Annotated in this window: 15 protein-coding genes; 14 read left to right on the forward strand and 1 reads right to left on the reverse strand. The window is 30.7% G+C overall.

Annotated elements, in window-relative coordinates:
* The first annotated feature begins 10 nt into the window (after positions 1-10).
* The 5 genes from C4B25_RS03075 to gpmI all read left to right on the forward strand — a co-directional run bounded on the left by C4B25_RS03075 (position 11) and on the right by gpmI (position 4,415).
* Positions 11-166, forward strand: coding sequence for a triose-phosphate isomerase (locus C4B25_RS03075; RefSeq protein ID WP_418763734.1), 156 nt, complete (start codon positions 11-13; stop codon positions 164-166).
* A gap of 90 nt (positions 167-256) precedes the next feature.
* Complete coding sequence (locus tag C4B25_RS03080; protein WP_131613589.1) at positions 257-1,000, forward strand: hypothetical protein; 744 nt, start codon at positions 257-259, stop codon at positions 998-1,000.
* Positions 984-1,997: a hypothetical protein gene (locus C4B25_RS03085; protein ID WP_131613590.1), complete on the forward strand. Its 1,014-nt coding sequence runs from the start codon at positions 984-986 to the stop codon at positions 1,995-1,997. The genes C4B25_RS03080 and C4B25_RS03085 overlap by 17 nt, the downstream gene beginning before the upstream one ends.
* On the forward strand, positions 1,997-2,821 hold the full coding sequence (locus tag C4B25_RS03090) for a hypothetical protein (RefSeq protein ID WP_131613591.1): 825 nt from the start codon (positions 1,997-1,999) through the stop codon (positions 2,819-2,821). The genes C4B25_RS03085 and C4B25_RS03090 overlap by 1 nt, the downstream gene beginning before the upstream one ends.
* A gap of 82 nt (positions 2,822-2,903) precedes the next feature.
* A complete protein-coding gene (gpmI, locus tag C4B25_RS03095; protein WP_131613592.1) occupies positions 2,904-4,415 on the forward strand; it encodes a 2,3-bisphosphoglycerate-independent phosphoglycerate mutase in 1,512 nt (503 codons plus the stop codon).
* Between the two features lie 50 nt (positions 4,416-4,465).
* Here gpmI and C4B25_RS03100 read toward each other — a convergent pair whose 3' ends face one another.
* Positions 4,466-5,653, reverse strand: coding sequence for an acetate/propionate family kinase (locus C4B25_RS03100; protein WP_131613593.1), 1,188 nt, complete (start codon positions 5,651-5,653; stop codon positions 4,466-4,468).
* A 166-nt stretch (positions 5,654-5,819) separates the two neighbouring features.
* On the opposite strand from C4B25_RS03100, the gene C4B25_RS03105 reads away from it, so the two are divergent.
* The 9 genes from C4B25_RS03105 (at position 5,820) to C4B25_RS03145 (ending at position 15,122) form a co-directional block, all read left to right on the forward strand.
* Complete coding sequence (locus tag C4B25_RS03105; protein WP_131613594.1) at positions 5,820-7,169, forward strand: FAD-dependent oxidoreductase; 1,350 nt, start codon at positions 5,820-5,822, stop codon at positions 7,167-7,169.
* Positions 7,170-7,290: 121 nt separating this feature from the next.
* A complete protein-coding gene (locus tag C4B25_RS03110; protein WP_131613595.1) occupies positions 7,291-8,016 on the forward strand; it encodes a type III pantothenate kinase in 726 nt (241 codons plus the stop codon).
* Complete coding sequence (locus tag C4B25_RS03115) at positions 8,006-8,674, forward strand: ECF transporter S component (RefSeq protein WP_131613596.1); 669 nt, start codon at positions 8,006-8,008, stop codon at positions 8,672-8,674. The genes C4B25_RS03110 and C4B25_RS03115 overlap by 11 nt, the downstream gene beginning before the upstream one ends.
* 49 nt (positions 8,675-8,723) lie before the next feature.
* Positions 8,724-9,527: an Hsp33 family molecular chaperone HslO gene (locus C4B25_RS03120; protein WP_131613597.1), complete on the forward strand. Its 804-nt coding sequence runs from the start codon at positions 8,724-8,726 to the stop codon at positions 9,525-9,527.
* Positions 9,528-9,681: 154 nt separating this feature from the next.
* On the forward strand, positions 9,682-10,629 hold the full coding sequence (pheS, locus tag C4B25_RS03125; protein ID WP_131613598.1) for a phenylalanine--tRNA ligase subunit alpha: 948 nt from the start codon (positions 9,682-9,684) through the stop codon (positions 10,627-10,629).
* Positions 10,629-12,791, forward strand: a complete 2,163-nt coding sequence (locus C4B25_RS03130; protein WP_131613599.1) for a phenylalanine--tRNA ligase subunit beta — start codon at positions 10,629-10,631, stop codon at positions 12,789-12,791. Before pheS ends, C4B25_RS03130 begins: the two co-directional genes overlap by 1 nt.
* Before the next feature lie 36 nt (positions 12,792-12,827).
* Complete coding sequence (locus tag C4B25_RS03135; protein ID WP_131613600.1) at positions 12,828-13,217, forward strand: CinA family protein; 390 nt, start codon at positions 12,828-12,830, stop codon at positions 13,215-13,217.
* A gap of 57 nt (positions 13,218-13,274) precedes the next feature.
* Positions 13,275-14,252 carry a recombinase RecA gene (recA, locus tag C4B25_RS03140; RefSeq protein ID WP_131613601.1) on the forward strand — a complete coding sequence of 326 codons (978 nt, stop codon included), beginning with the start codon at positions 13,275-13,277 and terminating at the stop codon, positions 14,250-14,252.
* 60 nt (positions 14,253-14,312) lie between these two features.
* A complete protein-coding gene (locus tag C4B25_RS03145; protein ID WP_131613602.1) occupies positions 14,313-15,122 on the forward strand; it encodes a TIGR00282 family metallophosphoesterase in 810 nt (269 codons plus the stop codon).
* The last annotated feature ends 324 nt before the right edge of the window (positions 15,123-15,446 follow it).

The following is a 15,446-nucleotide window of genomic DNA, read 5'->3' on the forward strand; positions in this document are numbered from 1 at the left end:
CATTAGATCAATTACTTCAGAAGAAGTATTAATTCAATATGGTGGTTCAGTTAAACCTGAAAACGTTGAAGAATTAATGTCACAACCAAACGTTGATGGGGCATTAGTTGGTGGAGCATCAGTTCAAGCTGATTCATTCATTAAATTACTTACACTTAACAAATAATTATTTAATAAAACATTCTAATGTATGTGGAATGTTTTATTTTTTTATTTTGAAATTATATAATATTAAATAGAGAGTATAGGAGGGCGAATGAAAACACAAAATGATAAAAAATCAAGCACTTCTCACATTAACAATCTTGCGGAAGAATTATATGCTGAAATTGGTGAAGTGGTTATCAGTGAATATGAAAATATAAATGGGGAGGATAACTATGTCACAAATATCGAAAACAAGTTCGTTAAAGAGGAAGGTTGAGAAACTTTAAATCAATTAGAAAATAAAGTTTTTAATAAAATAGATATCTGACCAAAAGAGTTTGCTAAGAATTTTGTTGAGCCACGAAATTTTATTAGGGATTTAGTTGGGATATTCGAACTTTATGCGATTCCTTTAATTAAATTAAAGTGATTTGATGAAAAAGCTTTTAATTATTTTAAAATATTTTCTTTTGATGGGGATTTCAAAATTGATTATGAGAATAATGAAGCAAAGAATTATTCAACTTTTGAATTAAAAACTGAATTTCCTTCGGAGATTTGAAAGGAATCCAACGAAATGGATAACTTCCAAAAAATGAGTAAGGCAAAAGAAGAAATAATAAGGTGCTTTGAAGCTAAATTCGAAGAATTTTGTAAAACAAAAGAAGAATATTATTTGGAATTCATAAAAGATAAACAACAACCAACTATGGAATTACAAAATTATAGTAAATTAATTAATAACTATAAAAACTTTAAACCTACATTTAGTAATTTAGATATGTTGGAAATGTTTCTGCATTTATGCATAGATGTTGAGAGGTATGGTGATAAAAATGGACAAATTGAATAATAAAAACACCAACTTGGAAAAAGTGGAACAAATTGATGTTGAGGAAGTTGTTAATAAAACATATGAGGAATATGTGGAAATCAAAGAACAATTAAACGGTAATAAAAACGGAGAAAAGACACCGTGAGTTAAAATTAAAAATTTTATTTATAGTAAAACTCATGGAGGAAAAACAAAAACAGAAATGATTACCGAAAGGGGCGGAGAATATTGAGCTGATATTTTCCAAAAGAAATCATTTGTGTTTATGATCACAGCTGTGGTTGCGCTTGTGTTTTCTATAGGGATTTTATGTGGACAATATTGAAAGGGTAGTTTTGCATATAAAGCTATGAATAATGCACAAAAAGATATTAGAGTTATATTTATCGTTATATTAGGTTCGAGTGCATTGCTTGGTATTGTTTTAACTATACTTTTATTCACATATAAAAAACGTTTGAGAAATCAACGATTACAAGGTGTTAATCAAAGGAAATTAAGTAATATATTAAAATTCCTGGAAAAAGAAGTTGTTCGTAATGGAATTTATTTCGACTTTAAAAGAGTAAAAGAACATTTAAAGATAATGAATTCTTTATACAGTAAAGAGAATAAGAAAACTAAATTGGATGTCGAAGAGGGTAAAGAGATAAAGGTCAAGAAGAAAACAAAATCTTCTAAGAATAATGCTGCACAACAAATGTTGTTGTTGATTTGTACTGAATTAAACTTCATTTATAAGATTTGTAGAATTAAAAGGCATTTGGATATTGTTGGAGTTAAAATGCAAGATGATAATTTTGCCAAGGTGTCACAAGAAAAGTTGAAAGAAATAATTTCTAAAATCAATACTTTTTATAAAAGTGACATTATCGAGAATATGAAATATGACGGAGTTTTTAAGTATGAAAATGAAGTAGTAAGTAATAAATTAGAAGAATTCTCAAATGAGCTTATTGAATTCTCTGAAAATGTTGAAGAAGGAATTCAAAAACTAGCTGAAGGGAGATGATAATGACACAAGAAATTAAAAATATTACCAATAAAATGAAAGAGTCGTTTTCAGATGCTAAAATCAGTAAAAGAGAAATTGAGGGTAAAAATAAAAGAAAAAATAGGATTGCAAAATTAAATTTATTTATCATACTTATGGTTATGCTGACTTGATTGGTACTTATGTGTTATGAATTTTACAAAATTATTTTTGGTAGAGAACATATAAACGTAAGTGGAGGTAGTAAAGCAGAAGTTTATTGAAACATAATGATCACAACTATGGTTGTTATAATTATAGTTCAAGGGTTCATTTGTGCTTATATTGCAAACTCCATGACCAACAAAGACAAAAGAATGTCCATTGTATATAACACCTCATTAAGGAAAAATTTTGAAAGAATTTTTATTAAGAAAAATAAAGAGGATAAAGAAAGTACATTAAAAGCATATAGCTATGAACTTATTTTATCTAAGTTTATATTTTTCAACTTAATCGTTCCAACATTATCAGTAATAGGTAGTGTTTCGGTTATTTTGAGAACGGCAGAAAGTGGTGTCGCACCTTGGTTACAAATTTTAATGATGTTAACAACAATCTTTTCATTAATCAAACCAATGATAGTTGTTGCTACTCAAATACCATCTGAGAATAAATTGATTGAAATGAATAATAATTTAGTTAAGATGATTGCAAATAATAGTCGTCAAATCAATGGATCTTTCATGGATGAAAAAACAGTTTGAGCAATAATTAAAAAAGAAAACCAAAAAGTTAAAGTCAATAAAGAACAAAAGAAAAAACCGATAATAACAAAAGAAATAAAAGGTGAAAACAAAGAGTAAACCTCTTTTTTCTTTTGTTAAAAATGATATAATTTACAAGAATATTTAAAAAAGAACATAAATATGTAATAAGGAGAAAAAAATGAAAAAACCAGTAGTATTAATGGTTATTGACGGTCTAGGAACACTAGATAAAGTAGAGGGGAATGCTGTGAAGCAAGCAAACACACCAGTGTTTGATAAGATTTTCGCTGAATACCCAAATGTATTAGTAAAAGCAGCTGGAGAATCAGTTGGACTTCCAGCAGGACAAATGGGTAATTCAGAAGTTGGTCACCTTAACATCGGTGCTGGACAAGTGGTTTACACAGGGTTATCATTAATCCAAAATTCAATTGATCAAAACACATTTAGATCAAATGCCTCATTCTTAAATGCAATGAACCACGCAAAAGAAAATAATTCAACATTGCATGTAATGGGATTACTTTCACCTGGTGGAATACACTCATTAGATAAACACTTATGAGAAATTATGGAAATGGCAAAAGAACAAGAAGTTAAGGATGTAACTTTACACGTCTTTTCAGATGGTAGAGATGTTGCACCTGATGCGTTCGCTGAATCATTAAATGATTTAATGCCAAGACTTGAAAAATACGGATTTAAATTAGGTTCAGTATCAGGTCGTCTATTTTCTATGGATAGAGATGCAATGTTTGAAAGAACAGAAAAAGCTTACCAAGCAATCATGGGTTCAGCTGAACAAAAATTCACTGATATTTATGAATACATCAAAGAACAATATGCAGCAGGGAACACAGATGAATTCATCGAACCTGCAATCAACGCTGATTCATCAGTTAACTTCTTACAAGATAATGACTCAGTAATATTCTTTAACTTTAGACCAGATAGAGCTAGACAACTTGCTCACTTAATGGTTGGTTCATCATCAGTTTATGATGTAAAACCATCAAAACAACTTAAAAACGTACCAGTTGTATCAATGATGAAATACGAAGGTGTAGAAACTGATGTTGCATTTGATATGATGGAAGTTCCAACTCCTATTGGTAAAGTTGTTTCAGAAGCAGGTATGAAACAATTACGTATTGCTGAAACTCAAAAATATGCACACGTTACATTCTTTATGGATGGTGGTGTAGATGTTGAATATCCAGGAGCAGATAGGATTTTAGTTGATTCTGTTAAAGTTAAATCATTTACAGAAGCACCAAAAATGTCAGCCGAAGGAATTGCTACTGAATTAATTAAAGTTGTTGATCAATATGATCTTACAATCATGAACTTTGCTAACCCTGATATGGTTGGACATACGGGTGATCTACCATCAGCAATTATTGCTATGGAAGAACTAGATCTACAAGTTGGACGTATTCTTGACAAACTTAACGAAATTGGTGGAACATTATTCATTACAGCTGATCACGGTAATGCCGAGATTATGATTGATGAAAATGGTGGACCAGCAACTAAACATACTTCATCACCAGTATTGTTTGTATGTTCAGATAAAACAGTTTCATTAAAAGAAGGTGGGAAATTAGCTAATGTTGCTCCTACAGTTCTTGATTACATGGGGATAGAAAAAGGTTCTTCAATGGATGAAGATTCAATTCTAATTAAATAATAAAAAAACAATGCTTTTAATAGCGTTGTTTTTTTATGTGAAATTTAGGTTTAGCTAATTAGTTCTAATAACTCGTTTGCTATTACTAGTTCTTCGTTGGTTCTGATTGCGAATAAGTCTATAGCTGATTCATCAGAAGAAATTTTAATGTATGATTCATACTCTTGATCATTTCTTTCTTCACAAAGTTTAATATCAAGTATTTTAACTTGGTTTATTATTGCTTCTCTGATTTGTTCAGAATTTTCACCAATTCCAGCAGTGAATACAATTCCATCTAATTGTTCACCGATTTGATTTGCATAATCAACAATATATGTTGCTATTCTTTTTGCAAACATTCTTATTGTTCTTTTAGCTACAGGATTCCCTTTTGCTGCTTCCGCTCTAATATCTCGCATATCTGAAGAAATTTCCGAAAGTGCTAAAAGACCTGAGTTATGATTTAATTCATCAACGATTTTTTCAGCGCTTTTATTAGTTTGTTGACTCATATAACCTACAATCGCAGGATCCAAATCACCAGAACGTGTACCCATAATTAAACCAGCAAGTGGTGTAAGACCCATTGAAGTATTTATTACTTTTGAATTTTTAATAGCAGATAAAGAAGAACCGTTACCTAAATGACAAATTACTAGATTAACATCATCCTTACCTGTGATTTCTTTCATTTTATTAGTGATATATTTGTGAGATGTTCCGTGCGCTCCGTAACGTCTAACATCGTATTTTGTGTATCATTCTTTTGGAACTGCATAAAGATATTCTTCTTCATTCATTGTTTGGTGGAATGAAGTATCAAATACACCCACATTCTTCACTTCGGGAAGTAGAGTTTGAAAGGCTTCAATAATATCAGCTTCTCCTGGGTTGTGTAATGGTGCTAACTTACTCAACTCTCTCACTTTTTTAAGGTTATCTTTATCTATGATTGATGAAGTTTTAAAAATTTCTCCACCTTGAACTATTCTATGACCTATACCAACAAGTTCACTCAAAGAATTTATTACTTTTTTTTCTTTTAATTGTTCAATAAGTAATTGAATAGCGTCTTTGTGATTATTTAAATCTTTTTTAATTGTGAACTTTCCTTCTTTTGTTTTTATAGTGAAAGAACCATCGATTTCTATTCTTTCAGCTAATCCAGAAGCTAGAACTTCTTTAGTCTTCGCTTCCATTAATTGGAACTTCAATGAAGATGAACCCCCATTGACAATCAGTATTTTCCCTTGCATATTACCATCCTTTATATTAATTTAACAATATAATTCTAACCTTAATATGTAAAGTCTTTCCATTTTTCTTTAATGGGAAAATATATTCTTGTAAATATAAGTTACACAAAATGACTGAGTTGTATAATTTAATTGTATGAATAAATATTCTGCCAAAGGAGATAAGATGAAAATTATAGTTATGGGTACAAATCATGCTGGTACATCTTTCGTTAGAACATTAGCGAATTTAAAGAAAGAACATGAGATAACAGCATATGACAAAAATACAAACATTTCATTTTTGGGGTGTGGTATTGCATTGTGAGTTTCAGATGAGTTTGAAGATTCTAACGGGTTATTCTACTCTTCACCACAAGAATTAGAATCTATGGGTATTAATGTAAAAATGGAACATGAAATCATAGAGGTTAATTCAAAAGAAAAATTTGTAATGGTTAAAAATTTAAAGACTGGAGAAATATTTAAAGATGAATTTGATAAATTGATTTATTCTGCAGGTACTTGACCAATAGTTCCTCCAATTAAAGGGATAGATAAAGGGAATATTTTCCTTTCTAAACTTTTCCAACATGCTCAAATTATAAAAAAGAAAGCAAAGGATGATTCAGTTAAAGATGTAGTGGTAGTGGGTGCTGGCTATATTGGTATTGAATTGGTGGAAGCGTTTGCAAAAGCTGGTAAAAAGGTTACTTTGATAGATATGGCAAACAGGGTTACACCGGCTTATTTTGATGAAGAATTTACAAACCCACTTCAAGAAAGAATGATTAAGGCTGGAGTTGAGTTAAGAATGGGTGAAACCGTTAAAGAATTTAAAGGGTCTGAAAATATTGAATTTGTAGTTACTGAAAAAGGTGAATATAAAGCTGATTTAGTTATTTTATCAATAGGATTTAAACCGTTAACAAAATTGGTTGAAGGTCAACTTGAATTAGAACAAAGAAGTAAATCGATTTTAGTTAATGAATTCCAACAAACAAGTAATCCTGATATATATGCAATTGGAGATTCAGCATCTCTGATGCACAACTCAACAGGAAAACATTCTCATGTTGCATTAGCGACTAATGCTGTAAAAACTGGATTAGTAGCTGCTTATCATGTTGCGGGGATAGAATTACCATTCCCTGGTGTTCAAGGAACAAGTGGAATCAATATTTTTGGTTGTAAATATGCTTCTACGGGTATTTCAGAAGCATTTTGCAAGAAAAATAATATCGAAGCAAAATCAGTATTTTGAAAAGATGCTGACAGACCTGAATGAATGTCTTCTGTAGAAGATGTTCAAATCAAAATTGTTTACAATCCTAAAACTTTAAGATTACTTGGTGCACAAATTGGTTCATTTGGAAAGAATAATCATTCAGAAGCAATTTTCATGCTTTCGCTCGCTATACAAAAAGGAATGACATTGCCTGAAATTGCGTTAATCGATGTTTATTTCTTGCCGCATTACAACAAACCATTTAACTTTATATTACAAGCATTGTTGAATGGTATAAATAAAGCTTAAATAAAATAGTCTAATGACTATTTTTTTATCCGCTAATGCGATGATATACTTATGTTGTAGTTTAAAATAAACTCTACTTTTTTAAAGAGGGTATTATTACTGCGTAATTCAAAGGAGAAAAATGAAATTATATTTTGATATTGGTAACACCAGTATAAAGATGAATTTTAATTATGAGAATAAAGAATATTATGTCTCATTTACAACGCGTAATCACTATTCACCGGATTCATTATTTAGTTATTTGCCTGATGTAGTGAAAAATGCGAATATTGAGAGTGCAATGATTTCTTCAGTAGTTCCAAAACAACTTGGAATTGTTGAAGGCATGATCAAAAAATATTTTAATATCAGACCGACCGTTATAACATTTCCAATTAAAGTGGGGGTTAAATTAAACGCAACCAATCCAAAAACAATTGGTTCCGACATAATTTCTCTTGCAGCTTTTGCAGCAAGCAAGTCGGACAATGCAATCATCCTCAACTTAGGGACTGCCACAACAATAACACATGTCAAGGATAAAACTATGCTGGGCACAATAATTGCTCCAGGGATTTTGATTGGATCTGAGACATTGGTTAATAATGCTTCTAAGTTACATGAGGTTAATTTAAAATTAACTAACAAAAAGATTGGTAACAATACAGAGGAATGTTTATCAATCGGCATACTGAAGGGTCACATTCATATGATTAGAGGCTTTATTAAAGAAATAGATCAAGATGCGGATGTTTTTATTTCAGGGGGTAATTCTAAATTGATAAAGGATAGAATTGCTGCAACTTATGTAAAAGAAGCAACAATTGAAGGAATGAAAGTCATTGAAAAGTTAAATGAGAAATAATAACGATCAAAACTCAAGTAAGAGTAGGTTTTTTGATATAAAACCAAGAACTGTTGCTTTTTTGGGTGTTTATGTAGCGCTTTTTATAATAATGACATTTGTTCCTCAAGTTGGCTATATAAAAGTCGGACCAATAAATGCAACAATGATGGCTATACCAGTTACGCTCGCAACCATTCACTATGGCTGAAAAGGTGCGGTGTTTGGAATCGCATGTTTTATCATTTCTTCAATTGTTGGAACATTATTCTTCTTGCCACCTATTATAGGATTCGTTGGTGGCTGAGGTAATCTTTTGGTGATTTTTATAATTGGGAGATTGTTAATCTTAATCCCTTTACTTTCTATAGTTTTTATAGTTAAAAAACTTCAGAATAATAAAAGTGGCAAAGAACACGGAAAAATTTCTAAATATATATATGGATTTATATTAGGGTTGACAATTTCTATATTCAATACTGTGTTTGTAGCAACACTTATTTTTGTATATATGCATAAAGTTGGAACATTTAAAGATTCTTATTGAGTATTCATTGCTTCATTAGGAATTAATATTTCAGTTGAATGAACAGTTCCACCGATAATTGCAATGATTACTTCTAGTTTAGGTTTTTATTTAGAACGGAAAGAACAGTCAGCGAAAATAGATAGATATTAAAATGAATTAATCACCATAATTTGGTGATTTTTTGTATAATTATTTAACTATGGCAAAAGTACAATTATTTACAAAAAACAACATAAGAATTTATGTTTCAAATATGACTGACGTGGCTAATGTTGCTGTTGAAAAACACGAGGCATTACCATTAGGGGCATTAATACTTTCGACTGCGATCACTGTATTTGGTCCGTTAACTGCAATTAAAAGAAATACAAAGAACACAGCAATATTAAATGGTGACGGTTCAACAGGAACAGTTATTGTTGAATCTACAGAAGAAGGTTTTGTTAGAGCTTCAATAGCCAACCCTAAAGTTGCTACTGAATATGATAAAACTAAACCAAATGATTTACCATTAGGTGTTGGTATTGGTCAAGTAGGAACACTTAAAATTTTAAATACTGCAGGTGATTTAACATTTGGTGGTGAAGTTAAGTTGGCTAAAGGGGATATCGTTACAGATATGGCTTATTACTTCGATAAATCAGAACAAACAAGAACTGCAGTGTTATCTTCAGTGTTGCTTGGAGAAAATTCACATGTTGAAAGAGCTTATGGTGTGATTATGCAAATGCTTCCTGGTTATACTGAAGAGGATGTTCAATGGGTTGAGAATTTCCTCAAAGAAAATAAACTCGGAAAAATGGAACTTGAAGAATTTGTTGCTAATATGAAAGCAATCAAATTAGAAGAAAAGGAACTTGAATGAAGATGTTCTTGTTCAAAAGAAAAATTTGAAGTAATGTTTCAATCAATTCCTGATGAAGAGAAAGCTCAAATAATAAAAGAACATGGTGCAATCGAAATCAAATGTAACTTTTGTAGAGAGAAGAGTTCTTTTAAATAATTGATGTATAATTAAAAGGCTTAGAAAATAAGAAAATAAATATAAACAATGAAATCGGAAGTAGTATGGAAAGTTTGAATTCGCCGATTGAGTAATGTTAAAAACATTCGTTTGTCGCGTTAAGACAAAAGAGAGATAAAAATGGAGGTGGATAATGGATTTATCACACGTAAAAACGCTTGAAGAATTGAAATTAGAAAAGAATAAATTTTTTGGGAAAGATGGAGAAATAAGAAAATTACAAAATGCAATTAGAACAGCAGAACCATCTGAGAAAAGTAAAATAGGTAAACAAATTACAGAATTGAAAAAAGTAGCTGAAAAAGCATTTGCAGAGAAAATGAAAGAAATTGAATTGAATGCAATAGCTGAAAAAGTAAATAGCGAATGAATAGATGTTACTGAACCTTTAGAACAATCTGGTTCTCTACACCCGCTAACATTAGTGGCAAATAGAGCAAGACATTGATTGAATCAAAATGGTTATTTTGAAACAACAGGTTCAGAAATTGAAACTGATGAATACAACTTTGAAAGATTGAATATTCCAAAAGATCATCCTGCGAGAGATATGCAAGATTCTTTATATATTAATAAAGAAACTTTAATGCGTACGCACAATACAGGATTTACAGCGAGAACACTGGAAAAACATGCTAATGAAGCATTTGCTGAATTTGCAATTGGTCGTGTTTATAGAAATGATGATGATGATCAAACTCATTCACACCAATTCGCTCAAATAGATTTAGCTAATATTGGGTATGTTTCTTTCCCTAATCTAATTTGAACTATTAAATCATTAGTTTCATATATTCTAGAAGAAGAAGTTGCTGTGAGATTACGTCCTTCTTTCTTCCCGTTCACAGAACCTTCTGTTGAAGTTGATATTTATTACAAAAAGAGATGAATAGAAGTTCTTGGTGCTGGAATGCTTAATGAAAAGGTTCTAAAAATGGCTGGATATACAAATGATATGAATGGATTCGCATCTGGTATAGGTGTAGAACGAATGGCTATGATTAAATATGGTATTAATGATATTAGAGAATTTTATCAAAATGACTTAAGGTTCTTAAATCAATTCAAGGAGGTTAAATAATGTTATTTTCATTTAATTTATTAAAAAAACTTTCGAAAGCTCCTAAAAACTGAAAAGTTGAAGATATGGTTATAGCTTTCAACAAATTAGGTTTTGAAGTTGAAGGTACAGAAAAATTCACGGATGCTGAAGGTGTGAAGTTTGGTAAGTTATTATCTATTTCTAAGAATCCTGAAGGCACAAAACTAAATGTGTGTGAAATAGAATTCAATGATGGAGTTAGAACAATTCAAACAACTGATAATGGAGTTATTGGTAACGAAGGGAAAGTTGTTATGGCTTTCGTACCTGGTTCTAAACTTGGTAATATGACTTTTGCAGATAGAAAGATGAAAGGAATTGTTTCTCAAGGGATGCTTTGTGCATTTAGTGAATTGGTAAAGGAGAATTTTAAAGATTCTTTACCAACTGAGTGAGAAGGGACTTTACAAATTTTTGATGCTGATATGGATATAAATCAAAACCCATTAGAATTATTTGGATTTGATGATCATATTATTGAGATAGACATCCTTTCAAATAGATCGGACTCAAATTCTTATTTTGTAATGGCTCAAGAATTAATGGCTTATTTAAACATTGATTCAGAACCTCAATTCAATAAAATGAAAGAAGGTTCTTTCGATACTGAATACAACGTATCTAATGGTAATGCAGATTTATTATCAATTGCGGAAGCAAATATCGAAGATTTAGAAGTGACTTTAGAAGAAAAATTATTACTTTTAAAATCTGGTGTTAAATCAACACTTCCAATAGTAGATATAACAAACCTTGCATTATTAATGACTGGTCAACCAGTGCATGCATACAACAAAAAGAAATTAACAAAAAATATTGTGGCTAAAGATTCGTCAACAAAAGCCAAAATCATTGGTGAAAAAGAAATTGATTTCGAAGATTCTTTATTAATATGAGATGATGAAAAAGCTATTTCAGCTGCCGGTGTTATGGGATTCCATAAAACTGCCGTTAATGAACATACAAAAGAGGTTATTCTAGAAATAGGTAATTTCAATATTAAAAAAGTTAGACATACTGCAAAACAAACAAAATTAGAATCAATGTCTTCAAGACAATCATCTAAGAAACTCGGGGTAGGTACTCAAGAATTAGGGTGAACTTATCTAACAAATAGAATACCAAACATTTCGAATGTTAAGGGAATGCCAAAAACAATCCAAAAAGAATTAGCTTTCGATAAAAAAATATTGAATTCTTTAATAGGGAAAGAGTTGACAAATGAAGAATTTTCAAAACTTTCTTCACAAATGAATTCTTTAGGATTTGTAGTCAAGGAGACAACAATCATAGTCCCAAATTATAGACACGACATTGAATCACAACAAGATTTTAATGAAGAATTTATACGTCTTTACGGTTACGATAACTTCCAACCGATTGCTCCATCAGTTCAACCTTCATCAGTGGTTGTTGTTAATCATAAACATAAAGATATTGCTGCTATGGGTTATCAAGAGGTTTGGACATATTCACTTATTTCCAAAGAAAGAAATATATTTAATCCATTTAACTTTGATGAAACTATTGAATTGGAAACTTTCATTTCTAAAGAGAGGGAAGTTATTAGGAATTCTATGGCCATGTCTCTTCTTGAAGTGATTGAGTATAATTCAAAACGTAAAATGGATGAAATATCAATATTTGATATCGGTCACATCAATAATGGTGTGTTTGTAGCTGCATTAGCATCTACAACAAAAACATTTAAAGAAATGAAGCAAGATGTAATGAACATCATTAAAAAACCAGTTAAATTCGAAAGAGCTACTGGAACACAATTCCACGAAGGTGTTTCTGCATTGATAAAACTTGAAGATAAAACAATAGGGTGAATTGGTAAAGTGCATCCATTATTAAATTCAACTGAAGCATTTATTGCTGAGATTATTATTGATCAAGAAACAAACGGAGTGTCTTTCAAAACATACGATGAATCACAATTAAAAGTTAGAAATATCACATTCGAACTTAAAGATAAAGAAGAAATCGCATTACATGTCGAAGGTATAAAAACAATTCCTGGAATATTTTCCGTTAAAGTTTCCGATATCTTTATTAAAGATGAAATTCGAAAAGTTACTTTAGCTGTAAAGGGTGATGATTCTTCAATTGATGAATTTGATAAAAGGTTTAATTAAACTAGATTATTCTAGTTTTTTATTTATAATTTTCATATGAAAACTTTAGGATCTATAGAATCATTTACCGGTGGAGCTTTTGCGGCAGCAATAACTTCCGTTCCTGGCGCTAGTAAATATTACAAAGGGAGTGTAATCACATACGCGACTGAGTTAAAAGAGAAAATAGGAGTTGATACTTCTCGAGGTGTTGTTAATGCTAAAGTTGCACAAGAAATGTCAATGAAGGGAAAAGAATTTTTAGGGGTGGATACTTGTATTTCCTTTACTGGTAATGCAGGACCAATTCCGATGGAGGATAAACCAGTTGGGTTAGTTTATATTGGGATCAATGGAATTGTTCATAAAAAGAATTTCACTGGAACCAGAAAAGAAATAATAAATAAAGCAGTGCAATTTGCTATAGAGATTTGAAGGGGTGAATAACTCCTTCTATTTTTTTGAATTTCTTTTAATTCGCTACATATATTAATGGAGGTGAAAATGAGAAATAAAGAAATACAAGACGCTATGCAAAAAATACAAGTTGCTTTTGGTAAAGAATCTGTAATGCTTTTAGGTTCGAAAGAGCATACAAATGTAGATGTTATTTCATCTGGTTCATTATTAATTAATAAGGCGTTGGGGATTGGTGGATATCCGAAAGGTCGTGTTATAGAAGTATTTGGACCGGAATCTTCAGGTAAAACAACTTTAGCACTACATGCAATAGCTGAAGTTCAGAAAAAAGGTGGGGTTTGTGCATTTGTTGATGCTGAACATGCAATAGATCCTCAATATGCAGAGGCATTAGGCGTGAGAACGGATGATTTAATTTTATCTCAACCGGATTCAGGTGAACAAGCATTGGAAATTGTGGATATTCTTTCCAAAACCGGGACGATAGATTTAATAATTGTGGACTCCGTTGCAGCCCTCGTTCCTGAAGCGGAATTAAATGGAGAAATGAAAGATCAAACCATTGGGGCACAAGCGAGATTGATGTCAAAAGCATTAAGGAAAATAACTGGATCATTAAATAAAAATAAAACAACCATTATATTTCTAAATCAAATTAGAGAAAAGGTTGGGGTTATGTTTGGTAATCCAGAAACAACACCTGGAGGAAGAGCTTTAAAATTCTACGCTTCAATTCGGATGGAAATTAGAAGAATTTCTTCATTGGGAACAACGGATCACATTACCGGTAACAATGTGAGAGTTAAAGTTCTCAAGAATAAATTAGCACCTCCATTTAAAACTATATGCACAGAAATCCATTTTGGTAAAGGTGTATCATTAACATCTGAAATTGTTCAATTAGCAGAGGAAAATAAAATATTAATAAGGAAAGGTGCGTGATACAAATATCAAGATAAAAATGTCGCACAAGGTAAAAGTAATATGAGATTGCTTTTGGAAAAAGATGAAGAACTAAGAAAAACACTTCATTCAAAACTCAATAAATTACTTTCAGAATAAAAAAAGCAAAAGGACTATCAATGCCTTTTGTTTTTAAATTTAGTTATGTGGTAATATTTAATGTATAGAAAGCAGGACAAAATGAAAGTTCTATTTATTGGGGATATATTTGGGAAACCTGGATTAAAAACAGTAGTTCAGGAATTACCGAAATTAAAAGAGAAATATAAAATTGACTTTGTTATTGTGCAAGGTGAAAATATTTCAGGGCGTAAAGGTCTAATACAAAAAGACTATAAAAAATTAAAAGATGCAGGTGTTAATGCATTTACTATGGGTAATCATGTTTGAGCTAAAGATGATATAAAAAATATTCTTAAATACAATGATGTCATCAGACCATACAACGTAAGTAAAAATTATGCTGGTAAAGGTTCTATTGTATTTGATGTTAAAGGTGAAAAATTAAGGGTTACTTCGATGATGGGGATAACTTTTAATGAATTGAGGAAACCTTGAAAAGAATCGCATGCTTCAAATTTCTTTGATGCATTAGATGAAATTAAGGATCAAAAAACAGATGAGGATTATCATTTCATTGATTTCCATGGTGAAACAACATCTGAAAAGGCGGTATTTTCATTATATGCTGATGGTTTAGTTGATGCAATCGTAGGAACGCATACACATGTTCAAACATCAGATGATAAAATATTACCTAATGGAACTGCATTTATCACAGACGTAGGAATGACAGGTCCAAAAAATGCGGCAATTGGTGCTGACTTTGAATCAGTTTATTTAAAGATGCGTTATGATGAGATGTCAAGATTTACCGTTTCGAAAAATGATTGCCAAGTTAATGCTGTTGTTATTGAGTTAAATAAAAAAGGCAATAAAATTCAAAGATTAAATTACGAAATAAAATAAAGCGCAATGCTTTATTTTTTATTTCTTTGATATCAATTGAAATATATTCTTTATTTATATATAAGAATGTTCTTTATTTATATATAAGAATGTTCTTTATTTATATATAAGGATGTAGTTGAATAAACTGTCAAGCAAAATTAATTCTTTTTTTGTGAAAGTGTTTATTTTTTTTGTTATACTAATTAAGCACCCATTCAGAGGTTAGTTTATTTAACAAACTTCAAATGGTGCTGATAGATCTTTGAAAACTAGATACAAGAAACCATGAACCCGGAATCAATTTATGAGAGTTTGATCCTGGCTCAGGATGAACGCTGGCTG

It is taken from the genome of Mycoplasma todarodis (assembly GCF_004335995.1).
In the GTDB taxonomy this organism is placed as follows: domain Bacteria; phylum Bacillota_I; class Bacilli_A; order Mycoplasmatales; family Metamycoplasmataceae; genus Mycoplasma_K; species Mycoplasma_K todarodis.